Source organism: Streptomyces sp. E-08, from assembly GCF_049913095.1.
Classification (GTDB): Bacteria; Actinomycetota; Actinomycetes; order Streptomycetales; family Streptomycetaceae; genus Streptomyces.
The window spans coordinates 7616501-7640019 of the sequence record NZ_CP183971.1; the positions used below are offsets into that span (position 1 = coordinate 7616501).

The window sequence follows — 23519 nt, forward strand, 5'->3', positions numbered from 1 at the left end:
TAACGTACGGCCATGAGCAACGTCGAGGAGTTCCGCAGAGAGGTCCGCGGCTGGCTGAGCGCCAACCTCACGGGCGAGTTCGCCGCCCTGCGCGGACGCGGCGGCCCCGGACGGGAACACGAGGCACACGCCGAACGCCTCGCCTGGGAGCGGCACATGGCCACCGCGGGATGGACCTGCGTCGGCTGGCCCAAGGAGTACGGCGGACGGGGCGCGACCCTCGAACAGCAGGTCGCGTTCCACGAGGAGTACGCCCTCGCCGACGCCCCCGCCCGCGTCAGCCACATCGGCGAGCAGCTCCTGGGACCCACCCTCATCGCCTTCGGCACCCCCGCACAGCGCGAGCGCTTCCTTCCGAAGATCGTCACCGTCGAGGAGCAGTGGTGCCAGGGCTACTCGGAGCCGGACGCCGGCTCGGACCTCGCGAACGTACGGACCCGCGCTGAGCGCGACGGCGACGCGTGGGTCGTCACCGGACAGAAGGCGTGGACCTCACTGGCGCACGAGGCCGACTGGTGCTTCGTCGTCGCCCGCACCGAGCCCGGATCGACCCGCCACCACGGCCTGTCCTACCTGCTCGTCCCCCTGGACCAGCCCGGCGTCGAGATCAGGCCCATCGTCCAGCTCACGGGGACCTCCGAGTTCAACGAGGTCTTCTTCGACGGCGCCCGCACCCACGCCTCCCACGTCGTCGGAGCCCCCGGCGACGGCTGGAAGGTCGCCATGGCCACCCTCGGCTTCGAGCGGGGCGTGTCCACCCTCGGCCAGCAGGTCGGCTTCCGCCGCGAGCTGGAGGCCGTCGTCGAGCTGGCCCGGCGCAACGGGGCAGCCGCCGACCCGCTGATCCGCGACCGCATCGCCCGCGCGTGGATCGGCCTGGAGACCATCCGCTTCAACGCCCTGCGCATGCTCGACGGCGTCGCCTCCGGGGCCCCCGGCCCCGAGGCCTCCATCGGGAAGATTTTCTGGGCCACCTGGCACCGGGAACTGGGCGAACTCGCCATGGACGTCTGCGGAGCCGCGGGGATGCTGGCCGACGGAGCACCGTACGACCTCACCGACTGGCAGCGGCTCTACCTCTTCTCCCGCTCCGACACCATCTACGCCGGATCCAACGAGATCCAGCGGAACATCATCGCCGAGCGCGTCCTCGGCCTGCCCAAGGAGGTCCGCCCATGACCGGCACCCCACCCCCCTACGTGCCGGGCCACGGTCTGCTCGCCGGCCGCGACGCCGTCGTCACCGCCGCCGCCGGCGCCGGCATCGGGGGAGCGACGGCCCGGCGGCTCCTGGAGGAGGGCGCGCGCGTGGTCATCTCCGACGCCCACGCCCGCAGACTGAAGGAGTCCGAGGCCGAACTGGCCGCCGAGTTCGGCGCGGACCGCGTCGCCGCCCTGCCCTGCGACGTCACCGACGAGACCCAGGTCGCCGCCCTGTTCGACCTCGCCGTCGAGCGCCACGGCCGCCTCGACGTCGTCGTCAACAACGCCGGCCTCGGCGGCACCGCCGACCTGGTCGACATGACCGACGCACAGTGGGACAGGGTCCTCGACGTCACCCTCAACGGAACCTTCCGCTGCACCCGCGCCGCACTGCGCCGCATGAAGGACGCGGGCGCCGGGGGCGTCGTCGTCAACAACGCCTCGGTCGTCGGCTGGCGCGCCCAGAAGGGACAGGCCCACTACGCCGCCGCCAAGGCCGGCGTGATGGCCCTCACCCGCTGCGCCGCCCTGGAGGCCGCCGCGTACGGGATACGGGTCAACGCCGTCTCCCCGAGCCTGGCCATGCACCCGCACCTGGTGAAGGTCACCACCCCCGAACTCCTGGAGGAGCTCACCTCCCGCGAGGCCTTCGGACGCCACGCGGAGCCCTGGGAGGTGGCCAACGTGATCGTCTTCCTGGCCAGCGGCTACTCCTCGTACCTGACGGGCGAGGTCCTCTCCGTCAGCAGCCAGCACCCGTGAGACCGGCGCCGGAGCGGCGCCGCGAGATCCTGGACACGGCGGCCGAGGTCTTCGCCGCCCAGGGGTACGACGCCACCACCGTCCGCCGCATCGCCGACGCGGCCGGCCTGCTCGCGGGCAGCCTCTACTACCACTTCGACTCCAAGGAGTCGATGCTCGACGAGATCCTCCGCGCCTTCCTGGACGAGCTGTGGGCCCGGTACGACGCCGTGCTCGCCGCGCTGCTCGGCCCGCGGGAGACCCTGGAGGCCCTCGTCACCGCATCGTTCCGGGAGATCGACCGGCACCGCGCCGCCGTCGCCATCTACCAGAAGGAGTCCAGGCACCTGCGGGAGCAGCCGCGCTTCGGCTATCTCGCGGGCTCCCAGCGGAGGTTCGAGGAGGCCTGGCTCAGGACCCTGGAGCGCGGCGTGGCCGCCGGGGTCTTCCGCACCGACCTCGACGTCCGGCTCACCTACCGCTTCGTGCGCGACACCGTCTGGGTCGCCGCGTCCTGGTACCGGCCGGGCGGACAGCACAGCCCGGAGGAGATCGCCCGCCAGTACCTGTCGATGGTGCTGGAGGGCATCGCCCTCCGTGACGGACATCGGACGTACGCATGACGTACGAACAAGGAGTGACCATGGCCGAGGCCTACATCGTCGAAGCGGTACGCACCCCGGTCGGCCGGAGGAACGGCGGACTGTCCGCCGTCCACCCGGCCGACCTCGGAGCACACGTCCTGAAGGCGCTGATGGAGCGCTCGGGTGCCGACCCGGCCGCCGTCGAGGACGTCGTCTTCGGCTGCCTGGACACCGTCGGCCCGCAGGCCGGCGACATCGCCCGCACCAGCTGGCTGGCCGCCGGACTGCCCGAGGAGGTCCCCGGCACCACCGTGGACCGGCAGTGCGGCTCCTCCCAGCAGGCCCTGCACTTCGCCGCGCAGGGCGTCCTGTCCGGCACCCAGGACCTGGTCGTCGCCGGCGGCGTGCAGAACATGTCGATGATCCCCATCGCCTTCGCCAGCCGCCAGGCCGCCGATCCGCTCGGCCTCACCGACGGCCCCTACCTCGGCTCGGAGGGCTGGCGCGCCCGCTACGGCGACCAGCCGGTCAACCAGTTCCACGGCGCCGAGCTCATCGCCGCCAAGTGGGACATCTCCCGCCGGGACATGGAGGAGTTCGCCCTGCGCTCGCACCGGCGGGCCGCCCGCGCGATCGACGAGGGCCGCTTCGCGCGCGAGATCGTCCCGTACGGGGACGTCACCACCGACGAGGGCCCGCGCCGCGACACCACCCTGGAGAAGATGGCCGGGCTGAAGGCGCTCGTCGAGGGCGGCCGGCTGACCGCCGCGGTCTCCTCCCAGGTCTCCGACGGAGCCTCGGCGATGCTCATCGCCTCGGAACGCGCCGTACGCGAACACGGGCTGACGCCGCGCGCCCGCGTCCACCACCTGTCGGTGCGGGGCGAGGACCCGATCCGCATGCTGTCCGCCCCGATACCGGCGACGGCGTACGCGCTGAAGAAGGCCGGGATGACGCTCGACGACATCGACCTGGTGGAGATCAACGAGGCCTTCGCCTCGGTCGTCCTGGCCTGGCTGAAGGAGACCGGCGCCGATCCGGAGAAGGTCAACGTCAACGGCGGCGCCATCGCCCTCGGCCACCCCCTCGGCGCCACCGGAACCAAGCTGACCACCACCCTGCTCCACGAACTGGAGCGCACCGGCGGCCGCTACGGCCTCCAGACGATGTGCGAAGGCGGTGGTCAGGCGAACGTGACGATCATCGAGCGTCTGTGAGGCCGGCGCCGAAGATCCGCTGCCAGACCGCGTGACCGGTGCGGGGGCCTCCCGGGGTCTCCGCGCCGTACACCTCGATCTCCGCCTCGATGTCCAGGGGGAGGGTGGGGGAGGTCATCGTCGTCAGCTCCCCGGCCACCGCGTGGTCGGGGACCAGCCAGCACACCTCGAACTCGATGCCGTCCGGGTCCCGCGCGTAGAGGGCCTTGGTGGAGGCGTGGTTGCTCGCGCCCGTCAGGGCTCCCGCCTCCGCCAGGCGGGTCCGCATGCGCCGCAGCTCGGCGAGGGTGTCCACCTCCCAGGCCAGGTGGTACAGGCCGACCCGCCCCCTGGCGTGCCCGGCGCCTCGCTCGGGGGACTGGAACAGACCGAGGTCGTGGTCGTTCGCGGAGCCCGCCGCCTGGAGGAAGGCCGCCCCGGGGAACGCCTGGGGAAGCGGCCGGAACTCAAGGACGTCACGGTAGAAGGCGAGGCTGCGCTCCAGGTCGGAGACGAAGAGGACGGCGTGGTTCAGCCGCTGGATCGGCATGGCGGTTCCGTTCGGGTCGGTGCGGTGGGGATCGGTGGAGACACGTGACCGCCGGGGTGAAGGTACCCCGGCGGTCACGTGCGTGAGCGGTCAGTCCGTGGTGGGCAGAGCGCGGAGCGCGGTGTACGCCTCCGTCATCAGCCGGTCGACGAGCTCGGCGCAGGACGGCAGGTCGTCGATCAGCCCGGCCACCTGCCCGGACGCCATCACGCCCAGATCGGTGCGGCCCTCGACCATGGACGCCTTGAGCAGCATCGGCGTGTTCGCGGCCAGCAGGATCTGGCTCCACGTGAGGTCCTTGCCGTGCTTCATCGCCAGGCCGTCACGGACCATCTGCGGCCAGCTCATGCCGGACTCGCGCCGGAAGGCCGCCGCGTGCCGGACCGCCCGCAGCAGAGAGGCGGCCCGGCCCGAGCGCTCCAGCGCGTCGACGAGATCGGTGCGCAGCATCCGGTGCGGCAGCCCGTCCACCTTGGTGGTGACCGTGACGTCCGTGACCGCCGCTTCGAGATAGCGGGCCTTCACCGCGTCGGGGACCGTGCTGTCGGAGGTGAGCAGGAAGCGCGTGCCCATGGCGATGCCGGCCGCGCCGTAGGCGAGAGCCGCGACCAGGCCGCGTCCGTCGTGGAAGCCGCCCGCCGCGACGACCGGGATGTCCACGGCGTCGACGACCTGGGGGAGCAGGACGGTGGTGGCGACGCTGCCGGTGTGGCCGCCGCCCTCCCCACCCTGCACGATGACCGCGTCGGCGCCCCAGGCCGCGACCTTCTCGGCGTGCCGCCTGGCCCCGACGGAGGGGATGACGACGACCCCCGCGTCCTTGAGCCGGGCGATCAGCTCGCGGGACGGCGCGAGCGCGAAGGAGGCGACCTTCACGCCCTCCTCGATGATGATCCGCACGCGCTCGGCCGCGTCCCCGGCGTCCGCGCGCAGGTTCACGCCGAAGGGCGCGTCGGTACGGGACTTCACCTCGCGCACCGCCGAGCGCAGCTGGTCGACGGTCATCGTCGCCGAGGCCAGGATGCCGAGCGCCCCGGCCTCGGCGGTGGCCGAGACCAGGCGGGGGCCCGCCACCCATCCCATGCCGGTCTGAACGACGGGGTGGCGCACCCCGAGGAGTTCGGTGAGCGGGGTGGCGATCACGGCGTCGCTCACGAGGGGACCTCCCGGTCACGCAGCCCCTTCGGGTCGATCTCCTCGCGGATCAGCCGCAGTTCCTCCGGGGTGGGCTCGCGGGTGTACGGCACGTCGTCGGGGACGGTCAGCGCGAAGCCGGTCGCCTCCCGGACCTGCTCGACGGTGACGCCGGGGTGCAGCGAGCGTAGGCGCATGGTGCGGTCCGGGGTCTCGAAGTCGAAGACGCCCAGGTCGCTGATGACGTCCGGGAGGCGGTGGTAGCGGGTCGCGGAGGGGCCAGCCGCGGCGGCCCGGTCGTATCCGACGCCCGAGACCATGTCGACCCGCTCGACGAAGACGCGCGTCGAGTGCCTGGGGACCCAGTAACTGGTCGGGTTGTTCAGGGTGTTGACCGGGGCGCCGCGCACGCCCAGGAGCTGGCGCTTCGGCCGCGCCCAGTCGCCGATGCAGCTGATGTTCTGGTTGCCGTACCGGTCGATCTGGCTCGCGCCCATCATCACGTGCCGGCGCCCGGTGGTGACCATGGCCAGGTGCTGCCGGTACGGCAGCCAGCCCTCCACCACCCGGGGCGCCGCGCCGACCGCCGGGACGTCGCCGATGAGCAGCGCCTCCCCGTCGGTCAGCAACAGTTCGGGGGAGAAGGTGAGCTTCGCGAGCCGGGCGCCGATCATCGGGACGGTGCCCATCGGGCTGGCGAGGACCTCGCCGGCGCCGCGCCACGCCTCGGCGCAGGCGACGGCGCAGTACTCGGCCCTCGTCGCGTTCGTCAGGGTGTCGCTCATGCTTCCTCCTCGTGGAACGCCGCGACCGCGGCCTGGTAGGCGTCCTCGTCGCCGGACAGGAAGCGGGCGGTGAACTCCCGCCAGCCCTCCGGGTCCCGGGCCGCCTTGACGTAGGCGCGCTGGAAGGCCTCGTCCCGGTCGTAGTCGGGGGCGCAGGAGGTGAAGTGCGCGCCGTTCGGGGTCTCGACGACCCCGTCGACGAAGGCGCGCTTGAGCAGCAGCGACTGCGGCGCCGCGTCCTTGAGCAGCTCCTCGGTCTCCACGATCCGCTCGCAGGAGACGTACGCGGTGTCGGCGGCCTCGCAGAACAGGTCGTCGAAGTACGGGTCGGGGCCCAGGTACTGGCCGTTGCCGTGCGCGTCGGAACGGTTGACGTGGACGAGCGCGGCGTCCAGGCGCAGCGCGGGGACGGCGACGAGCTCCTCGCGGTCCTCGTACGGGGAGGTGATCGTCCGCAGCGAGGGGTTGACGGTCATCACGTCCGAGGCGAGCCCTGCCCGTATCGGCATGAAGGGCAACCGGTGCACGGCGGCGGTCAGGCCCCACATGACCATCGCCTCGTCCAGCTCCACCAGTTCGAAGTCGCCGCGCTGCCGGGCCGCGCCGAAGTGCGGCTCCAGCGGGACGGAGTCGAGCGTGGCGAAGGCCGCGACCAGCTTGCGGATCTTCCCGGCCGCGGCGAGGAGGCCGACGTCCGGGCCGCCGTACGAGACGACGGTCAGGTCGGTGAGGTCCGAGCGCAGCAGCGCGCGCACCAGGGCCATCGGCTTGCGCCGTGATCCCCAGCCGCCGATGCCGATCGTCATGCCGCTCCGGAGCCGGCCCACGACCTCCTCGGCGGTCATCGTCTTGTCCCTGCTCACGACTGCTGCTCCTTGTCCTCGCCGGAGGTGGCTTCCTTGCCGAAGGCGTCGCGGACCCGGTCGGCGACGCCGCTGAGGTTGGCCTCGAAGGTGAAGCCCTGCTCGAAGCGGTAGCTGCGGTGGACGTCCACCGGGTCGATGCCGTTGATCGCGGCCTTGGCGAGCCGGATCAGCTGTCCGTCCTTCGCGGCGATCTCCCGCGCGAGTTCGAGCGCCGCGCCGAGCAGCCGCTCGCGCGGGACGACCCGCCAGACCGAGCCGTGCCGGTGCAGCTCCTCGGCGGTGACCGTGCGCGAGGTGTAGTAGAGGGCCCGCATCAGCTGCTGCGGGACGAGCCGGGCCAGGTGGGTGGCCGCGCCGAGCGCCCCTCGGTCCAGCTCGGGCAGGCCGAAGGTCGCGTCCTCGGAGGCGACGATCGCGTCGGCGTTGCCGACGAGGCCGATGCCGCCGCCGAGGCAGAAGCCGTGCACGGCGGCGATCACCGGCACCTCGCAGTCGTAGACGGCGGCGAAGGCCTCGTAACAGCCGCGGTTGGCGCCCAGGAGGGCGTCGTGCCCCGCGGTGCGCTGGATCTCCTTGATGTCGACGCCCGCGTTGAAGCCGCGGCCCTCCGCGGTGAGCACGACGCAGCGCACCTCGGGATCGGCACCGGCGGCGCGGACCGCGGCGGCGAGGTCGTACCAGCCCTGTACGGGGAGGGCGTTGACCGGTGGGAAGTCGACGGTGACGACGGCGATGCCCTTGTCCGGGGCGGAGGTGGAGACACCCATGAGCAGATCAGCTACCTTTCCACCAAACGTTTGTTAGGTGGAAGATAGCAGCGGTTCGCGCGCTGCGGGAGGTGTCCCTTGCCAGTCACCATCGATCTGAGCGGATCCGTCGCCGTCGTCACCGGCGGCACGCGGGGCGTCGGCGCCGGGATCACCCGGGCCCTGCTCGAAGCCGGTGCGGAGGTCGTGACCTGCGCACGACGGGCTCCGGAGAAGCCCGTCGAGGCGGCGGGGCGCACGGCCCGCTTCCTCCCCGTGGACCTGCGCGACCCGGCCGCCGTCGCCGGGTTCTTCGACCGGGTGCGCGAGGACCACGGACGGCTGGACGTCCTGGTCAACAACGCGGGCGGAACGCCCTTCCGGATGCTCGGCGAGGGGTCGGCCGCGCAGCAGGCCCGGGTCGTCGAACTGAACCTCGTCGCCCCCCTGACCGCCTCCCTCGCCGCGTACGAGGTCATGCGGCACCAGCCCGGGGGAGGGTCCGTCATCATGATCGGCAGCGTCAGCGGCACCCGTCCCTCACCGGGCAGCGCGGCCTACGGGGCCGCCAAGGCGGGCCTGGACAACCTCGCCCGGTCCATGGCGGTGGAATGGGCGCCCCTGGTGCGGGTCAACACGCTCGTCCCCGGCATGGTCCGCACCGAACTCTCCCACCTGCACTACGGCGACGAGGACGGCATCGCCTCCGTCGGCCGCACCGTGCCGCTCGGCCGGCTCGCCGAGCCCGGCGACATCGGCGACTCCTGCGTCTTCCTCGCCTCCGACCGGGCCGCGTACATCAGCGGCGCCAGCCTGCTCGTGCACGGGGGCGGAGAACGGCCCGCCTTCCTGGACGCGGCCACCGCCAACCACTGAAACCCACCCACCGAAAGGCACCCACCATGACCGGACTGTGCAACGGACGCGTCGTCATCGTCACCGGCGCGGGCCGCGGCCTCGGCCGCGCGCACGCGCTCGCCTTCGCCGCCGAGGGCGCCAAGGTCGTCGTGAACGACCTCGGCGTCGGCCTCGACGGCACCGGGGGCGGCGCGGGCCCCGCCCAGCAGGTCGTCGACGAGATCACGGCGGCGGGCGGCGAGGCGGTCGCCCACGGCGGCGACATCGCCACCTCCGACGGCGCGGCCTCGCTCGTCACCACCGCCCTGGACGCCTTCGGGCGGCTCGACACCCTCGTCAACAACGCCGGCTTCCTGCGCGACCGCATGCTCGTCAACCTGGGGGAGGACGACTGGGACGCCGTCATGCGCGTCCACCTCAAGGGCCACTTCCTGCCCCTCAAGCACGCCGCCGCGCACTGGCGGGCGGAGGCCAAGGCGGGGCGCGAGCCCGTGGCCCGCGTGATCAACACCAGCTCCGGCGCGGGCCTGCTCGGCAGCGTCGGCCAGGGCAACTACGCCGCCGCCAAGGCCGGGATCGTCGGCCTCACGCTCGTCGCCTCCGCCGAGATGGGCCGGTACGGGGTCCAGGTCAACGCGATCGCCCCCGCGGCCCGCACCCGGATGACCGAGCAGACCTTCGCCGAGACGATGGCCGCGCCCACGGGGGCCGGCTTCGACGCGATGGCCCCGGAGAACGTCTCCCCGCTCGTGGTGTGGCTGGGCTCCGCGGCCTCGGCCGGCGTCACGGGCCGGGTCTTCGAGGCCGAGGCGGGCCGGATCACGGTCATGGAGGGCTGGCGGCCCGGCCCGACGGCCGACAAGGGCGCCCGCTGGACGCCGACGGAGGCGGGCGAGACGACCCTGAAGCTCCTGGCGGCCTCGGAACCCCCGCACCCGGTCTACGGCTCGCACTGACGCCCGCGGCGCACGGGCGAGCCCTTGTGAGCCCCACCGTTATGCGGCGGGCCCGCACGGGTGTGGGCCCACGCCCGTACGGGCCCGCACCCGCACCGCGCGGCCCCTCGGCCCGCTGCCCGTGTGGGCCCGCGCCCGCTGCCCGTGTGGGCGGTGCCCCGCCGCCGTGTGGGCCCGCGCCCGCGCTGTGCGGTGCCTTGGTCCGCTGCCCGTGTGGGCCCGCGCCGTGTGGGCGGTGCCCCGCCGCCGTGTGGGCCCGCGCCCGCGCTGTGCGGTGCCTTGGTCCGCTACCCGTGTGGGCCCGCGCCGTGTGGGCGGTGCCCCGCCGCCGTGTGGGCCCGCGCCCGCGCTGTGCGGCGCCTTGGTCCGCCGCCCGTGTGGGCCCGCGCCGTGTGGGCGGTGCCCCGCCGCCGTGTGGGCAGGTGTCCCGCAGGGCGGGACGGGTGGGCACACGGGACGGCGCCCTTCGCGGCGCCTCCGCGTTCCGAGCCTGGACCCGCACCCTTCTGCGCGGCGCACATCCGGTGCGGGCCAGGGCGCGGAAGCCTGGGCCCGGCACGGGGCGCCGTCCGTTGTGCCCACCCGTTCCGCCCTGCGGAACGATTGCCCACAACGGGCGGGGCCGGGCCCGCGGCCCACAACGGCGGGGCGGGGACCCACAACTGCGGGGCGCGCGGGCCCACAACGGGCGGACGCCACCCGCAAGGGGCGGGCGCGAGCCCACAAAGGGCGGGCGCGGCCCGCAACGGGCGGGCGTCACCAACAGCGGGCGGGCGCGGCCCCGATGCGGGGCTCCGCACCCCGCCCCGTGAGGGTTTCCCGCTCACCGGGAACGGGCGCTCCCTCCTGCCCGCCGCCCCCGCCTAGCCTCGCCGGACAGCCCCAACCGCCCGCAGGAGGGACCCGCCATGCTCACGGACCGCCAGAGACTCGAGGCGGCCGAGCTGCTGCGCTCCGCCGAAGACGGTGTCACGCCGATCGCCCCGCTGACCGAGGCGTTCCCCGGCATCGACACCGAGGACGCGTACGAGATCCAGCTCGTCAACATCCGGCACCGCGTCGCGGCCGGAGCGGAGGTGCGCGGTCACAAGGTCGGCCTGTCCTCCCCGGTCATGCAGCGCATGATGGGCGTGGACGAACCGGACTACGGCCATCTCCTCCACGACATGGAGCTGCGGCCCGACATCCCCGTCACCGCCGCCCGTTACTGCCGGCCGCGCGTCGAGGTCGAGGTCGGCTTCGTCCTCGGCGACGACCTGCCCGGCGAGGGCTGCACCCCCGAGGACGTCCTCGCCGCCACCGAACGCGTCGTGCCCGCCCTGGAGCTGATCGACAGCAGGATCCGCGACTGGCGGATCACCATCGCCGACACCATCGCGGACAACGCCTCCTCCGCCGGATACGTCATCGGCGAGGGCCGGGACCCCCGCGAGCTCGACCTGAAGGCGATCGACGCCCGGCTGAGCAGCGGCGGAGAGCTCCTCGCCGAGGGCCGCAGCGACGCCGTGCTCGGCGATCCGGCCCTCTCCGTCGCCTGGCTGGCCCGTACCGTCGCCCGTTTCGGCGTGTCCCTGAAGAAGGGGCACGTGGTGCTGCCCGGCTCGTGCACCCGGGCCGTCGACGTGGCGGCCGGGGCGACCTTCACCGCCGGGTTCGGCGGCCTCGGCTCCGTCTCCCTCTCGTTCATCTGAGGTGATCATGACCATCAAGGCAAAGGCGACCGCCGCCATCGTCGGATCCGGCAACATCGGCACCGACCTGCTCCACAAGCTGCTGCGCTCCGCGTACGTCGAACCCCGCTGGATGGTCGGCGTCGACCCCGGCAGCGAGGGCCTCGCCCGCGCCGCCCGCGCCGGTCTGGAGGCCAGCCACGAGGGCGTCGACTGGCTCCTCGCCCAGGACGAGCGGCCCGACATCGTCTTCGAGGCCACCAGCGCCTCCGTCCACCGGGCCAACGCCCCCCGCTACGCCGAGCTCGGCATCAAGGCCGTCGACCTGACACCGGCGGCCGTCGGCCCCGCCGTCGTACCGCCCGCCAACCTCCGCGAGCACCTCGACCGGCCCAACGTCAACATGATCACCTGCGGCGGACAGGCCACCATCCCCATGGTGTACGCGGTCTCCCGCGTCGTGCCCGTGGCGTACGCGGAGATCGTCGCCTCGGTGGCCTCCGTCTCGGCCGGCCCCGGAACCCGCGCGAACATCGACGAGTTCACCCGCACCACCTCGCGCGGCATCGAGACCATCGGCGGCGCCGAGCGCGGCAAGGCCATCATCATCCTCAACCCGGCCGAGCCCCCCGTGATCATGCGCGACACCGTCTTCTGCGCCGTCCCCGAGGACGCCGACCGGGACGCCATCGCCCTCTCCGTCAAGGAGATCGCCGAGCAGGTCGCCACCTACGTGCCCGGCTACCGGCTGCGTGCGGAACCGCAGTTCGACGACCCGAGCCCCGAGAACGGCGGGATGGCCCGCGTCGCGATCTTCCTGGAGGTGGAGGGCGCGGGCGACTACCTGCCGCCCTACGCCGGAAACCTCGACATCATGACCGCCGCCGCCACCAGGGTCGGCGAGGAGTTCGCCCAGGCGATCCTCGCTCCCGGCGCGTAAGGAGCACCTCGCATGCCCTACTCGGACACCCTCGACATCCGCGTCACCGACTCCTCGCTGCGCGACGGCTCGCACGCCAAGCGCCACCGGTTCACCGCCGAGGACGTCCGGTCCGTCGTCGCCGCCCTCGACGACGCCGGCGTCCCGGTGATCGAGGTGACGCACGGCGACGGGCTCGGCGGATCCTCGTTCAACTACGGCTTCTCCAGGACACCCGAACAGGAACTGATCAAGGTCGCCGTAGACACGGCGCGGCGCGCGCGGATCGCCTTCCTGATGCTCCCCGGACTCGGCGTCAAGGACGACATCCGCGCCGCCCACGGCAATGGCGCGGACATCTGCCGCATCGCCACCCACTGCACCGAGGCCGACATCGCGGTCCAGCACTTCGGACTCGCCCGCGAGATGGGCCTGGAGGCCGTCGGCTTCCTGATGATGGCCCACTCCACGACCCCCGAGAAGCTGGCCCGCCAGGGCCGCGTCATGGCCGATGCGGGCTGCCAGTGCGTGTACGTGGTCGACTCGGCCGGCGCCATGGTCATGGACGACGTCACCGACCGCGTCCAGGCCCTGGTCGCCGAGCTCGGCGACGACGCCCAGGTCGGCTTCCACGGCCACGAGAACCTGGCCCTCGGCACCGGGAACTCCATCGCCGCGATCAGGGCCGGGGCCCTGCAGATCGACGGCTCCACCCGCCGGCTCGGCGCCGGCGCGGGCAACACCGCCGTCGAGGCGCTGGTCGCCGTCTGCGCCAAGATGGGCATCCGTACCGGCATCGACGTACTGAAGATCATCGACGCGGCCGAGGACGTCGTCCGCCCGGTCATGGACGACGAGTGCCGGCTCGACCGGCTCGCCCTGCTGATGGGCCACGCCGGCGTCTACTCCAGCTTCCTCAAGCACGCCTACCGGCAGGCCGAGCGCTACGGCGTCTCCGGCGCCGAGATCCTCCTCCGCGCGGGCGAACGCCGCCTGGTCGGCGGCCAGGAGGACCAGCTCATCGACATCGCCGTCGAACTCGCCGCACAGCGCTGAACCGACACGACAGAAATCAGGAGGGACGAGATGACTGCTCTCAACGACGAGGTCCGGGTCATCGACGCGGGCACGCCGCCGACGCGGTTCGCCCGGGGCTGGCACTGCCTCGGCCTCGCAGAGGACCTCAAGGACGGCACGCCGCACGAGATCGAGGCCTTCGGCACCAAGCTGGTGGTCTTCCAGGGTCAGGGCGACGGCCTGCTGCACGTCCTGAACGCCCACTGTCCCCACATGGGCGGCAACCTCGCCCAGGGCAGCGTCAAGGGCGACGCCGTCGCCTGCCCGTTCCACGACTGGCGCTGGTCGGGCGACGGCCGCTGCGCCGGCATCCCGTACGCCCGCCGGGTCCCGCCCCGCGCCAGGACCCGCGCCTGGATCTCCATGGAGCGGAACGGGCAGCTCTTCGTCTGGAACGACCCCGAGGGCAACCCGCCGCCCCCCGAGGTCACCGTCCCCGAGATCGCGGGCATCCACGGCCCGGACGCCGGCGAGTGGAGCGACTGGACCTGGAAGACCCTGCGGGTCGAGGGCGCCAACTGCCGCGAGATCGTCGACAACGTCGTGGACATGGCGCACTTCTACTACGTCCACTACGCGTTCCCCGAGTACTTCAAGAACGTCTTCGACGGCCACGTCGCCACGCAGTACATGGAGAGCAGCCCCCGCGGGGACATGGAACTGGGCACCCTGAGTTCCGGCCGCCTCCGCTCCGACGCCTCCTACTTCGGCCCCTCCTACATGATCGACCACCTCTACAGCGACGTCGGCGGCGGCGCGGAGATGGAGATCGTCCTGATCAACTGCCACTACCCGATCGACGCCGACAGCTTCCTGCTCCAGTACGGGGCCATCGTGCGGCGGCTCCCCGGGATGACGGACGAGCAGGCCGCGGAGGCCGCGCGGCTCACCGCCGAGGGCGCCACCGTCGGCTTCGAGCAGGACGTGGAGATCTGGCGGAACAAGACCCGCATCGACAACCCCCTGCTCACCGAGGAGGACGGCCCGGTCTACCAGCTCCGCCGCTGGTACGAGCAGTTCTACGTCGACGTCGCCGACGTCAAGGACGAGATGACCCGCCGATTCGAGTTCGAGATCGACACACAGCGCGCCAACGCGGCCTGGCGTGCCGAGGTCGAGGAGAACCTCGCGCGCCGCGCGGCGGAGACGGAAGCCGGAGCCTGACATGCGAGCGGTGGAGTGCGCTGCCTGCGGCAACCAGGTCCTGTGCGAGAAGTTCAGCGTCGCCCACACCTCCGTGCAGTGGACGGCCGACGCGGCCGTCGCCTGCGCGGAGTTCCGCGACCGGGTGGGGCCCGGCGGGACCACCGCCCGGATGCGGACCTGCCGGTCCCTGCGGGCGAGCATCGCCCGCGCCGTCGAGGACGGAACCCTGACGGTGAGCACCCTGGAGTCCGGGACTTCGGAGTCCGGCACCCTGGAGTCCGGCACCCCGGAGGCCGTCGGTGCCTGAGTCCACGACCGCCTCCCGCACACACCGGCTGCGGGTCGTCGAGGTCATCGCCGAGACGGCCGACGCGCACTCCCTGGTGCTCCAGGCACCACCGGAGAGCGCCGACCGCTTCACGTACCGCCCCGGGCAGTTCCTCACCCTGAAGCTGCCCGGGGCGGACGGGAGGCCGGCCGCCCGCTGCTACTCCCTCGCCAGCTCGCCCCACACCGGCGAGCCCCTGAAGATCACCGTCAAGCGCGTCGCCGGCGGGTACGGCTCCAACTGGGTCTGCGACCGTCTCGCGGCGGGCGACGAACTGGAGGTGCTGCCCCCGGCCGGCACGTTCACCCCCGACTCCCTCGACGGCGACCTGCTGCTCGTCGCCGGGGGCAGCGGCATCACCCCGGTCCTGTCGATCGCCAAATCGGCCCTCGCCGAGGGCCGGGGCAGGGTGGTGCTGCTGTACGCCAACCGCGACGAGTCCTCGGTCGTCTTCCGCGACGAACTGCGGGCACTGGCCCAGGACCACCCGCACCGGCTGCTCGTGCTCCACTGGCTGGAGTCGCTCCAGGGCCTGCCCTCCGTGGACCGGCTGGCCGCCGCGCTCGCGCCCTACGCCGGCCGCGAGGCCTTCGTCTGCGGCCCGCAGCCGCTCATGGACGCCGTCGAGCAGGCCCTGCGCACGCTCGGCGCGCCCGGCGACCGCATCCACCGGGAACGGTTCTTCTCCCTCGGCGCGGACGTCTTCGACGCCCCCGCCGTGGCGGTGGACACGGCGGCGGCGGGCGGGGCCTCGGCCGAGATCGAACTCGACGGCGAGACCCACACCGTCGCCTGGCCCGCGGCGGCACCCCTGCTCGACGTGCTCCTGGCCGCCGGCGTGGACGCCCCGTACTCCTGCCGGGAGGGCGCCTGCAGCGCCTGCACCTGCCGGGTCGTGGCGGGCGAGGTCACGATGCTCCGCAACGACGTCCTGGACGACCGGGACATCGCCGAGGGATACGTCCTGGCCTGCCAGGCCGTCCCGCTCACCGACCGGGTCGAGATCACCTACTCCTGACGAGGAATCCGCCATGTCCCGAACCTGTCTGGTCACCGGAGCGGCCTCCGGCATCGGCGCGGCCACCGCGGCCCTCCTGCGCGAGCGGGGCCACACCGTCATCGGCGCGGACCTCGCCGACGGCGACATCCGCGCCGACCTGTCCACGCCCGAGGGCCGGGCCGAACTCGTCGCCCGCGCCGGTGAACTGACCGGTGGCCGGCTGGACGCGGTCGTCTCCTGCGCGGGCGTCGCCCACTTCGATCCCCTCACCGTCAAGGTGAACCACTTCGGAGCCGTGGCCACGCTCGACGGTCTGCGCCCGCTCCTCGCGGCCGGCACCGATCCGCGGGCCGTGGTCGTCGGATCCGTCGACTCCGTCCACCCGACCGACCGCGCGATCGTGGACGCCGCGCTCGCCGGGGACGAGACGGCGGCGGTGGCCGCGTCCCGCGCCGCCGTCGAACGCGGCGAGGGACACCTCGTCTACTCCTCGTCCAAGGCGGCGATCTCCCGCTGGGTCCGCCGCGCCGCCCCCACCGACGCGTGGGCCGGCGCGGGCGTCCCGCTCAACGCCGTGGCCCCCGGCGTGGTCGTCACGCCCCTGACCCGGCCGCTGCTCGACGACCCCGGGATGCGGGAGCTCGTCGAGCGGAGCGTCCCCATGCCCCTGCACGGCCACGCCCGTCCCGAGCAGATCGCCCCGCTGATCGCGTGGCTGGCCTCGCCCGAGAACGCGCTCGTGACGGGGCAGGTGGTCTTCGTCGACGGGGGCGCCGACGCGGTCCTGCGCGGCGACCGCGTCTGGTGACCACCCGGAGGAGCTCCCGCCGTCCCCGGCGCCCGGGAGGGTGCACCGGGGACGGCGGCGTCACATCCAGTCGCTGAAGCGCAGCCAGGCCATCATGTTGTCCATCGACGGCTGCGGCAGCGTCTCGGGGGACCCCGGACCGGCCTGCCGGTCCCGCTTCTCCGAATGCCGTCCCGGCCCGAACATCGACTGCCACACCGACCGCGCGCAGCCGCGCACGGCCGGCGCGAGCCGTTCCATCTCCCGGTGGACGCCGTGGCCGCTCACCGAGACCGCCGCGATCGCCCGGCCCGCGCCGCGCAGCGGAGCGGCCACGCAGAACACCCCCCGGTACCCCTCCTCGTGGTCGAAGGCCACGCCGCGCTCCCGCGTCATCGCCAGCTCGCGGCGGAAGGAGTCCGGGCGGGTGAGGGTGCGCGGGGTACGCGGCCGGAGACCGTCCCGTATGACCTGGTCCACCGCCGTGCCGTCGCCGAACGCCAGGATCGCCTTGCCCGAGGCCGTGCAGTACGCCGGCTGACGTCCGCCCGTGCGCGAGGGCACCACCGAGTCGTCCGAGCCGCCGATCCGCTCCAGGTAGACCACCTCGGAGCCGTCGAGGACGGTGAGGTGGACCAGATGGCCGGTGGACTCGTGCAGCGCGTGCAGATGGGGCAGCGCGGCCCGGCGGAGCCGGTTGTGGTGCGAGGCCATGGCGCCCAGCTCCAGCATGCCCATGCCCAGCCGGTAGTCGCGGCCCTCGCGCTCCAGCCAGCGCAGCTGCACCAGCTGATCGAGGATCCGGTGCGCGGACGACCTGCGGATGCCCGAGCGCTGCACGACCTCGGTGAGGGTGAGCCGCGGCCCCGCGCTCTCGAAGGCGCTCAGCACCTTCGCCGCCTTCTCCAGCAGGGAAAGAGGCGGCATCCCGGCCTCGACAGCCTCGACAGCACTGGTCGTCATCGGCACCTCCCACACGGACAGCACAGCCGATCGACCCTGGCCGGGCCCGTAATCTCCGGTATTGCGTGGAGATTGCCAGAGGATGACAGGCGCTGGGAAGAGGGAGTTCCGTCTCGGAACAGTAACGCGTAGGTTCCCTGTCGTCACGGCACGACGAGACCGGATTCCGGGAGGGCGCCCATGCGCGACGAGGACGTTCTCACGGCGGTCCGCGCCCTCGCCCCCGCCCTGCGCGACCGCGCGGCCCGGGCGGAGGAGCTGCGCCGGCTCCCCGACGTCTCCGTAGAGGAGCTCGCGGACGCCGGCTTCTTCCGGCTGCTCCAGCCCCGGGCGTACGGCGGTCTCGCCGCCGACCCGGCCGTCTTCTACGCCGCCGTGCACGAGATCGCCAAGGCGTGCGGATCGACCGGCTGGGCCGTGTCCGTCCTCGGCGTCCACCCCTGGTACGTGGCCCAGCTCGACCCACAGGCGCAGGAGGAGGTCTGGGGCGCGGACGGCTCCACCCGGATCTGCTCCTCCCACGCCCCCACCGGGGAGGTCAGCGCCGTCGACGGCGGCTTCCGGCTCTCCGGCCGGTGGCACTTCTCCGCGGGCTGCGACCACGCCCGCTGGGCGCTGCTCGGCGGCGTCGTCACCGACGCGGACGGCCGCCCGGTCGACATGCGCACCTTCCTGGTCCCCCGGTCCGCGTACCGCGTCGACGACGTGTGGGACACCGTCGGCCTGCGCGGCAGCGGCAGCAACGACATCGTCGTCGAGGACGCCTTCGTCCCCGCCCACCGGACCCTCGGCTACGGCCCCGTGACCCTGCTGCGCTGCCCCGGCCAGGAGATCCACCCCGAACCGCTCTACCGGCTGCCCTACGCGGCCGTCTTCACCACCGCCATCTCCACCGCGATGGTCGGCATCGCCGAGGGCGCCCACGAGGACCAGGTCGGCGCCGCCCGCGAGCGCCTGAAGGCCCCGCACGGCCGGCGCGCCGCCGAGGACCCCTTCGCGCAGGTACGGATCGCCCGTGCGGCCGGCGAGATCGACGCCGCCCGGCTCCAGCTCACCCGCAACATGGCCGACCTGTACGCGGTTGCGCGCGGCGGCACGGAGATCCCGATGGAGCTGCGCGCCCGCGCCCGCCGCGACCAGGCGCTCGCCACCGAACGCGCCCTCACCGCCGTGGACCTGCTCATGGAGAACGCCGGCCGCGGTCCCCTGCGCGTCGGCGACGACGTCCTGCAGCGGGCCTGGCGCGACCTCCACACCGGCCGCGGCCAGGCCGCCAACGACGTGGAGCGAGCACTGCTCCTCTACGCGCAGGACGCCCTGGGCATGGACGTCCACGACCCCATGCTCTGACCGGGAGGCCCGGGAGGCCGGGGAGGCCCGGGAGGCCGGGGAGGCCCGGGAGGCCGGGGAGGCCGGGGAGGCTGGGGAGGCCCGGGAGGCCGGGGAGGCCCGGTCGCCCCGTTCCGACCGGCGGGTCGGCCCCTTCCCACCCGGCGGAGCCTCCCGGCGGGGGTCCCGGCGGAGCCTCCCGGCGGGGGTTCCCGGCGGGGGTTCCCGCTCAGTGGGAGCAGCGCATTTCGCTGCCGTGCGGCACGCCGTACGGTCCTGGCATTCCCCCACCACGACCCGAAAGGGGATGCCCCATGGCCGATGACGTCCTGGCAGCGATCCGTGACCTCGCCCCCGCCCTGCGCGACCGCGCGGCCGAGGCCGAGACGCTGCGCCGCGTGCCCGACACCTCCGTCAAGGAGCTGGAGGACACCGGCTTCTTCCAGCTGCTGCAGCCCAAGGCCTTCGGCGGCCGGGCCGCCGACCCGGTGGTCTTCTACACGGCGGTCAAGGAGATCGCCAAGGCGTGCGGATCGACCGGCTGGGTCGCCTCCGTCGTCGGCGTCCACCCCTGGCACGTCGCCCTGTTCGACCCCCGCGCCCAGCAGGAGGTGTGGGGCCAGGACCCCAAGACCCGCATCGCCTCCTCGTACGCCCCCACCGGCAAGGCCACCGCCGTCGACGGCGGCTTCCGGCTCTCCGGCCGGTGGCACTTCTCCTCCGGCTGCGACCACGCCCGGTGGGCGCTCCTCGGCTGCCTCGTCACCGACGGCGAGGGCAACCCCGTCGACATGCGCACCTTTCTCGTCCCCCGGTCCGAGTACCGCGTCGACGACGTGTGGGACACCGTCGGCCTGCGCGGCACCGGCAGCAACGACGTCGTCGTCGAGGACGTCTTCGTCTCCGAGCACCGCGCCCTGAGCTTCGGTCCCGTCACCTCACTGAAGGTGCCCGGTCACGAGGTCAACCCCGAGCCGCTCTACCGGCTGCCCTACGCCGGGGTGTTCACGACCACCATCTCCACCCCGATCGTCGGCATCGCCGAGGGCGCCTTCGAGTCGTACGCCGAGGCCACCCGGCAGCGGTTCCGCGTCTCGTACGGGCAGAAGGTCGCCGAGGACCCCTTCGCGCAGGTACGGATCGCCCGCGCCGCCAGCGACATCGACGCGAGCTGGCTGCAACTGACCCGCAACATGGGCGAGATGTACGCCCTCGCCGAGCGCGGCGAGGAGATCCCCATGGAGCTGCGCACCCGCACCCGCCGCGACCAGGTGCTCGCCACCGAACGCTCCGTCGCCGCCGTCGACCTGCTCATGGAGAACTCCGGCGGCAGCGCCATGCGCACCGGCCCCGGCCTCGTCCAGCGCGCCTGGCGCGACGCCCACACCGGCCGCGGCCACGCCGCCAACGACCCCGAGCGGGCACTGGTCATGTACGGGCAGGCCGCGCTCGGCATCGACATCCAAGACACCATGGCCTGAGAGGCGTTGACGATGGCAGAGCTCACCTACGAGTCGACCTCCCGAACCGTCAAGGCGGCCGGGCTCACCCTCCACTACCACGAGGCCGCGCCCGCGGACCGGGACACGGAGACACCAGCGGCTGCCGCCGCGGGCCCCGTCGTGATCATGCTGCACGGCGGCGGTCCCGGGGCCTCCGGCTGGAGCAACTTCGGCCGCAACCTCCCCGTCCTCGCCCAGCACTTCCGTACGATCCTCGTCGACCAGCCCTGCTTCGGCCGCTCGGACAAGCCGGAGCTCGACAAGGACTACTTCAGCTTCAGCGCCGACGCCGTCGCCGCCCTGATGGGCGAACTGGGCATCGAACGGGCGCACTTCATCGGCAACTCCCTCGGCGGCGGCACGGCCGTCCGCATGGCCCTGAACCACCCGGACAAGGCCGGCAAGCTCCTCCTGATGGGACCCGGCGGGGTCTCCGTCAACCTCTTCGCCCCCGACCCGACCGAGGGCATCAAGCGGCTCTTCGAGTTCAACGCCTCGCCCGAGCCCACCAAGGAGCAGATGCGCGCCTTCCTCGGTGTCATGGCGTACGACCCGTCCATCGTCACCGACGAACTCGTCGAGGAGCGTTTCGCCTCGGCCACCGACCCCGACACCCGGCTCGGCAGCGCCCGGATGGGCGCCTCCTTCGCCCACCCCGCCTGGGCCGAGGACACGATGCTCTGGCGCGAGGCCCACCGCATCACCCAGCCGGTGCTGCTCACCTGGGGCCGCGAGGACCGCGTCAACCCCCTCGACGGCGCCCTGGTCGCCCTCAGGACCATCCCCGACGCGCGCCTGCACGTCTTCCCGCACTGCGGCCACTGGGCCCAGACCGAGCAGGCGGACGAGTTCAACCGCCTCGCCGTCGACTTCTTCTCCCACTGAGTCCTCCGAACCTTCCACCGAAGAGGTGCACCCCATGGACATCCGTGCTCTCGGCTACCTCCGTCTGGAGACCACCACCCTGGACGAGTGGCGGCGCTACGCCCTCGACGTCCTCGGCATGGTGGAGGCGACCGGCACCACCGAGGACACCCTCTGCCTCCGCCTGGACGACCGCACCCACCGCATCGTCATCCAGGCCGGCGAGAGCGACCGGCTCCTCGCCGCCGGCTGGGAGGTGGCGAGCGCCGCCGCCCTCGCCCGCGCCGCCGAGGAGCTGGAGGAGGCCGGCGTCGCCGTCAAGGCCGCCGACCCCGCCGAACTCGCCGAGCGCCGCGTCCAGGGCCTGATCCACGTCACCGACCCGGGCGGCAACCCCCTGGAGATCTACTGGGGCCAGGCCCAGGACCACAGCGCGCTCGGCACCCCGTACGGCAACCGTTTCGTCACCGGCGACCTGGGCCTCGGCCACGTCGTCCTCCCGGTGCCGGACATCGAGGCCGCCCTCGACTTCTACGAGAACCTGCTCGGCTTCCAGCTGCGCGACTCCATGAAGCTGCCCCCGCAGGCCGTCCCGACCGCCACCGAGCAGCGGGACTTCCACTGGATGCACTTCCTGAGCCCCAACCGCCGCCACCACAGCCTCGGCCTCTACCCCGGCGCCCTGCCCCCCGGCATCGTCCACTTCATGGTGGAGCTGGAGACCCTCGACGACGTGGGCCGCGGCCTCGACCGCACGCACGCCGCGGGCATCCCCATCGCCTCCAGCCTCGGCCGTCACACCAACGACCGCATGGTGTCCTTCTACGCCCAGGCCCCCGGCGGCTTCCAGGTCGAGTACGGCTGGGACGGGCTCGTCGTCGACCCCGCCACGTGGGTCGCGAAGGAGATCACCGCCGACAGCTTCTGGGGCCACCAGTGGAACGGCTGATCCCGCCCTCCGAGTTCCGGGACGTCCTCGGGCGCTTCGCCAGCGGCATCACGGTGGTGGCGTCGCTCGACGCCGACACCAGGGAGCCCGTCGGGTTCGCCTGCCAGTCCTTCGCCTCGCTCTCCCTCGACCCTCCGCTGGTCATGCTGGCCGTCGGCAAGAACTCCACCAGCTGGCCGAGGATCGAGCGGTCGGGCCGCTTCTGCGTCAACATCCTCGCCGAGGACCAGCGGGCCACCTGCGCCGCGCTGGGCCGCAGCGGCCCCGACAAGTTCGCCGGGGTGCCCTGGAGCACCGGCGAGCACCGCACCGTACGCGTCGAAGGGGCGCTGGCCCACGTGGAGTGCGAGCTCGACGCCGTGTACGAGGCGGGCGACCACCATCTGGTGACCGCCCAGGTGGTGGCGCTGGACGCCGGCGAGGACGGCAGGCCGCTGCTGTTCTTCCGCAGCCGCTACGCCGTGGGCGCCTTCTGATGCCCCTCGACGCCGAGAAGGCGGTCTCCGCGCCGCCGGTGCGCACGGAGGTCGTCTGGGACGAGCGCGACGTACGGCTCTACCACCTGGCGCTCGGCGCCGGCAGCCCCGAGACCGACCCGCGCGAACTGCGCTACGTCTACGAAGGACACGAGCGGGGCCTCCAGGTCCTGCCCACCTTCGGCGTCGTCGCGGGCGGCACCGGAGGCGTCGGCTTCCAGGTCTTCGACCTGCCGGGCGTCGACATCGACCTGGCGCACGTGCTGCACGGCGGGCAGGAGATCACCGTGCACCGCCCGCTGCCGGCCGCCGCGCGGGCGACCGCGGTCACCCGGGCCACGGCCGTGTACGACAAGGGCAGGGCCGCCGTCATCGTCCAGGAGTCCACCCTCCTCGGCGAGGACGACGAGCCGCTGATCACCCAGCGCAACCAGATCTTCGTCCACGGCGAGGGCGGCTTCGGCGGCGACCGCGGTCCCTCCGAGCGCCTTCCCGCGCCCGACCGGGCCCCCGATCTGGTGGCGGAGATCCCGACGCTCCGTCAGCAGGCGCTGCTCTACCGGCTCACCGGGGACTGGAACCCGCTGCACGCCGACCCCGCCACCGCCCGCGGCGCGGGCCACGACCGACCCGTCCTGCACGGGCTCTGCACCTTCGGGATGGCGGTCAAGGCGGTCACCGACCGCCTGCTCGGCGGCGACGCGAGCGCGGTCGCCTCCTGCCGCACCCGCTTCGCCGGGGTCTTCTTCCCCGGCGAGACCCTGCGGCTGCGCGTCTGGGACACCCCCGACGGCCACCGGCTGACCGCCACGTCGGCCGACCGAGGCGACGCGCAAGTCCTCACCGACGCGCGGATCACCGCGCGATGACCCGGCGGCCGGGGCGGAGGAC

At 73.2% G+C, this 23519-nt stretch carries 25 protein-coding genes; 19 read left to right on the forward strand and 6 right to left on the reverse strand.

Translation table 11 applies throughout. The features are described from left to right. Positions 1-12 precede the first annotated feature (12 nt). From ACN9MM_RS34970 to ACN9MM_RS34985, 4 genes are read left to right on the forward strand one after another with little or no spacing between them, the layout of a single operon-like run. Positions 13-1179: an acyl-CoA dehydrogenase family protein gene (locus tag ACN9MM_RS34970; RefSeq protein WP_426367769.1), complete on the forward strand. Its 1167-nt coding sequence runs from the start codon at positions 13-15 to the stop codon at positions 1177-1179. Next, positions 1176-1964, forward strand: coding sequence for an SDR family oxidoreductase (locus ACN9MM_RS34975; RefSeq protein ID WP_426367770.1), 789 nt, complete (start codon positions 1176-1178; stop codon positions 1962-1964). The genes ACN9MM_RS34970 and ACN9MM_RS34975 overlap by 4 nt, the downstream gene beginning before the upstream one ends. Continuing rightward, on the forward strand, positions 1961-2566 hold the full coding sequence (locus tag ACN9MM_RS34980; protein WP_426367771.1) for a TetR/AcrR family transcriptional regulator: 606 nt from the start codon (positions 1961-1963) through the stop codon (positions 2564-2566). The genes ACN9MM_RS34975 and ACN9MM_RS34980 overlap by 4 nt, the downstream gene beginning before the upstream one ends. Positions 2567-2586: 20 nt before the next feature. Further along, entirely contained in the window at positions 2587-3744 is a 1158-nt protein-coding gene (locus tag ACN9MM_RS34985; protein ID WP_426367772.1) for an acetyl-CoA C-acetyltransferase, read from the forward strand. On the opposite strand, the gene ACN9MM_RS34990 is transcribed toward ACN9MM_RS34985, so the two are convergent. The 5 genes from ACN9MM_RS34990 to ACN9MM_RS35010 form a co-directional block, all read right to left on the reverse strand. Beyond that, positions 3728-4273 (reverse strand): VOC family protein, encoded by a 546-nt coding sequence (locus tag ACN9MM_RS34990; RefSeq protein WP_426367773.1) that lies wholly within the window; start codon positions 4271-4273, stop codon positions 3728-3730. The genes ACN9MM_RS34985 and ACN9MM_RS34990 overlap by 17 nt on opposite strands. A gap of 90 nt (positions 4274-4363) precedes the next feature. Beyond that, a complete protein-coding gene (locus ACN9MM_RS34995; RefSeq protein ID WP_426368905.1) occupies positions 4364-5413 on the reverse strand; it encodes an NAD(P)H-dependent flavin oxidoreductase in 1050 nt (349 codons plus the stop codon). 11 nt (positions 5414-5424) lie between these two features. Beyond that, positions 5425-6192 (reverse strand): CoA-transferase subunit beta, encoded by a 768-nt coding sequence (locus tag ACN9MM_RS35000; protein WP_426367774.1) that lies wholly within the window; start codon positions 6190-6192, stop codon positions 5425-5427. Further along, positions 6189-7037, reverse strand: a complete 849-nt coding sequence (locus ACN9MM_RS35005) for a CoA transferase subunit A (RefSeq protein WP_426368906.1) — start codon at positions 7035-7037, stop codon at positions 6189-6191. Before ACN9MM_RS35005 ends, ACN9MM_RS35000 begins: the two co-directional genes overlap by 4 nt. 14 nt (positions 7038-7051) lie before the next feature. Further along, positions 7052-7825 (reverse strand): enoyl-CoA hydratase family protein, encoded by a 774-nt coding sequence (locus ACN9MM_RS35010; protein ID WP_426367775.1) that lies wholly within the window; start codon positions 7823-7825, stop codon positions 7052-7054. A gap of 78 nt (positions 7826-7903) precedes the next feature. Between ACN9MM_RS35010 and ACN9MM_RS35015 the strand changes: the two genes are divergently transcribed. From ACN9MM_RS35015 to ACN9MM_RS35055, 9 genes are all read left to right on the forward strand, one after another. Next, on the forward strand, positions 7904-8680 hold the full coding sequence (locus ACN9MM_RS35015) for an SDR family oxidoreductase (protein ID WP_426367776.1): 777 nt from the start codon (positions 7904-7906) through the stop codon (positions 8678-8680). Between the two features lie 26 nt (positions 8681-8706). Then, positions 8707-9618 carry an SDR family oxidoreductase gene (locus ACN9MM_RS35020; protein ID WP_426367777.1) on the forward strand — a complete coding sequence of 304 codons (912 nt, stop codon included), beginning with the start codon at positions 8707-8709 and terminating at the stop codon, positions 9616-9618. Positions 9619-10526: 908 nt separating this feature from the next. Continuing rightward, the gene (locus tag ACN9MM_RS35025) at positions 10527-11309 is read left to right on the forward strand and encodes a 2-keto-4-pentenoate hydratase (RefSeq protein WP_426367778.1); all 783 of its coding nucleotides are present in this window, start codon (positions 10527-10529) and stop codon (positions 11307-11309) included. A gap of 7 nt (positions 11310-11316) precedes the next feature. After that, a complete protein-coding gene (locus ACN9MM_RS35030) occupies positions 11317-12228 on the forward strand; it encodes an acetaldehyde dehydrogenase (acetylating) (RefSeq protein ID WP_426367779.1) in 912 nt (303 codons plus the stop codon). A gap of 12 nt (positions 12229-12240) precedes the next feature. Then, positions 12241-13263 carry a 4-hydroxy-2-oxovalerate aldolase gene (gene dmpG, locus ACN9MM_RS35035; RefSeq protein WP_426367780.1) on the forward strand — a complete coding sequence of 341 codons (1023 nt, stop codon included), beginning with the start codon at positions 12241-12243 and terminating at the stop codon, positions 13261-13263. Between the two features lie 30 nt (positions 13264-13293). Further along, complete coding sequence (locus tag ACN9MM_RS35040) at positions 13294-14448, forward strand: Rieske 2Fe-2S domain-containing protein (protein WP_426367781.1); 1155 nt, start codon at positions 13294-13296, stop codon at positions 14446-14448. A gap of 1 nt (position 14449) precedes the next feature. Continuing rightward, complete coding sequence (locus ACN9MM_RS35045; protein ID WP_426367782.1) at positions 14450-14737, forward strand: hypothetical protein; 288 nt, start codon at positions 14450-14452, stop codon at positions 14735-14737. Further along, the gene (locus ACN9MM_RS35050) at positions 14730-15776 is read left to right on the forward strand and encodes a 2Fe-2S iron-sulfur cluster-binding protein (RefSeq protein WP_426367783.1); all 1047 of its coding nucleotides are present in this window, start codon (positions 14730-14732) and stop codon (positions 15774-15776) included. The genes ACN9MM_RS35045 and ACN9MM_RS35050 overlap by 8 nt, the downstream gene beginning before the upstream one ends. 13 nt (positions 15777-15789) lie before the next feature. After that, positions 15790-16566, forward strand: a complete 777-nt coding sequence (locus ACN9MM_RS35055) for an SDR family oxidoreductase (RefSeq protein WP_426367784.1) — start codon at positions 15790-15792, stop codon at positions 16564-16566. 60 nt (positions 16567-16626) lie between these two features. Here the strand turns inward: ACN9MM_RS35055 and ACN9MM_RS35060 are convergent, their stop codons facing one another. Next, positions 16627-17508, reverse strand: a complete 882-nt coding sequence (locus ACN9MM_RS35060; protein WP_426367785.1) for an IclR family transcriptional regulator — start codon at positions 17506-17508, stop codon at positions 16627-16629. A 180-nt stretch (positions 17509-17688) separates the two neighbouring features. Here ACN9MM_RS35060 and hsaA (ACN9MM_RS35065) point away from each other — a divergent pair, with 180 nt between their 5' ends. The 6 genes from hsaA (ACN9MM_RS35065) to ACN9MM_RS35090 all read left to right on the forward strand — a co-directional run bounded on the left by hsaA (ACN9MM_RS35065) (position 17689) and on the right by ACN9MM_RS35090 (position 23497). Beyond that, positions 17689-18858: a 3-hydroxy-9,10-secoandrosta-1,3,5(10)-triene-9,17-dione monooxygenase oxygenase subunit gene (gene hsaA / locus ACN9MM_RS35065; RefSeq protein ID WP_426367786.1), complete on the forward strand. Its 1170-nt coding sequence runs from the start codon at positions 17689-17691 to the stop codon at positions 18856-18858. A 293-nt stretch (positions 18859-19151) separates the two neighbouring features. Further along, positions 19152-20318, forward strand: coding sequence for a 3-hydroxy-9,10-secoandrosta-1,3,5(10)-triene-9,17-dione monooxygenase oxygenase subunit (gene hsaA / locus ACN9MM_RS35070; protein ID WP_426367787.1), 1167 nt, complete (start codon positions 19152-19154; stop codon positions 20316-20318). A 12-nt stretch (positions 20319-20330) separates the two neighbouring features. Continuing rightward, positions 20331-21224, forward strand: coding sequence for a 4,5:9,10-diseco-3-hydroxy-5,9,17-trioxoandrosta-1(10),2-diene-4-oate hydrolase (hsaD, locus tag ACN9MM_RS35075; protein WP_426367788.1), 894 nt, complete (start codon positions 20331-20333; stop codon positions 21222-21224). A gap of 34 nt (positions 21225-21258) precedes the next feature. Beyond that, entirely contained in the window at positions 21259-22152 is an 894-nt protein-coding gene (locus ACN9MM_RS35080) for a VOC family protein (RefSeq protein WP_426367789.1), read from the forward strand. Next, positions 22140-22628, forward strand: coding sequence for a flavin reductase family protein (locus ACN9MM_RS35085; RefSeq protein WP_426367790.1), 489 nt, complete (start codon positions 22140-22142; stop codon positions 22626-22628). The genes ACN9MM_RS35080 and ACN9MM_RS35085 overlap by 13 nt, the downstream gene beginning before the upstream one ends. After that, complete coding sequence (locus ACN9MM_RS35090) at positions 22628-23497, forward strand: MaoC/PaaZ C-terminal domain-containing protein (protein WP_426367791.1); 870 nt, start codon at positions 22628-22630, stop codon at positions 23495-23497. The genes ACN9MM_RS35085 and ACN9MM_RS35090 overlap by 1 nt, the downstream gene beginning before the upstream one ends. Positions 23498-23519 lie beyond the last annotated feature (22 nt).

Excerpts from the sequence above, each read along its gene's own strand:
- ACN9MM_RS35090 (WP_426367791.1), top strand. The coding sequence starts at position 22,628 with ATGCCCCTCGACGCCGAGAAGGCGGTCTCCGCGCCGCCGGTGCGCACG.
- ACN9MM_RS35000 (WP_426367774.1), bottom strand. The coding sequence starts at position 6,192 with ATGAGCGACACCCTGACGAACGCGACGAGGGCCGAGTACTGCGCCGTC.
- ACN9MM_RS35010 (WP_426367775.1), bottom strand. The coding sequence starts at position 7,825 with ATGGGTGTCTCCACCTCCGCCCCGGACAAGGGCATCGCCGTCGTCACC.
- hsaD (WP_426367788.1), top strand. The coding sequence starts at position 20,331 with ATGGCAGAGCTCACCTACGAGTCGACCTCCCGAACCGTCAAGGCGGCC.
- ACN9MM_RS35005 (WP_426368906.1), bottom strand. The coding sequence starts at position 7,037 with ATGACCGCCGAGGAGGTCGTGGGCCGGCTCCGGAGCGGCATGACGATC.
- ACN9MM_RS35030 (WP_426367779.1), top strand. The coding sequence starts at position 11,317 with ATGACCATCAAGGCAAAGGCGACCGCCGCCATCGTCGGATCCGGCAAC.
- dmpG (WP_426367780.1), top strand. The coding sequence starts at position 12,241 with ATGCCCTACTCGGACACCCTCGACATCCGCGTCACCGACTCCTCGCTG.
- ACN9MM_RS35045 (WP_426367782.1), top strand. The coding sequence starts at position 14,450 with ATGCGAGCGGTGGAGTGCGCTGCCTGCGGCAACCAGGTCCTGTGCGAG.
- ACN9MM_RS34970 (WP_426367769.1), top strand. The coding sequence starts at position 13 with ATGAGCAACGTCGAGGAGTTCCGCAGAGAGGTCCGCGGCTGGCTGAGC.
- ACN9MM_RS35080 (WP_426367789.1), top strand. The coding sequence starts at position 21,259 with ATGGACATCCGTGCTCTCGGCTACCTCCGTCTGGAGACCACCACCCTG.
- hsaA (WP_426367787.1), top strand. The coding sequence starts at position 19,152 with ATGGCCGATGACGTCCTGGCAGCGATCCGTGACCTCGCCCCCGCCCTG.
- ACN9MM_RS35055 (WP_426367784.1), top strand. The coding sequence starts at position 15,790 with ATGTCCCGAACCTGTCTGGTCACCGGAGCGGCCTCCGGCATCGGCGCG.
- ACN9MM_RS35040 (WP_426367781.1), top strand. The coding sequence starts at position 13,294 with ATGACTGCTCTCAACGACGAGGTCCGGGTCATCGACGCGGGCACGCCG.
- ACN9MM_RS34985 (WP_426367772.1), top strand. The coding sequence starts at position 2,587 with ATGGCCGAGGCCTACATCGTCGAAGCGGTACGCACCCCGGTCGGCCGG.
- ACN9MM_RS34990 (WP_426367773.1), bottom strand. The coding sequence starts at position 4,273 with ATGCCGATCCAGCGGCTGAACCACGCCGTCCTCTTCGTCTCCGACCTG.
- ACN9MM_RS35020 (WP_426367777.1), top strand. The coding sequence starts at position 8,707 with ATGACCGGACTGTGCAACGGACGCGTCGTCATCGTCACCGGCGCGGGC.
- hsaA (WP_426367786.1), top strand. The coding sequence starts at position 17,689 with ATGCGCGACGAGGACGTTCTCACGGCGGTCCGCGCCCTCGCCCCCGCC.
- ACN9MM_RS35025 (WP_426367778.1), top strand. The coding sequence starts at position 10,527 with ATGCTCACGGACCGCCAGAGACTCGAGGCGGCCGAGCTGCTGCGCTCC.
- ACN9MM_RS35060 (WP_426367785.1), bottom strand. The coding sequence starts at position 17,508 with ATGACGACCAGTGCTGTCGAGGCTGTCGAGGCCGGGATGCCGCCTCTT.
- ACN9MM_RS34975 (WP_426367770.1), top strand. The coding sequence starts at position 1,176 with ATGACCGGCACCCCACCCCCCTACGTGCCGGGCCACGGTCTGCTCGCC.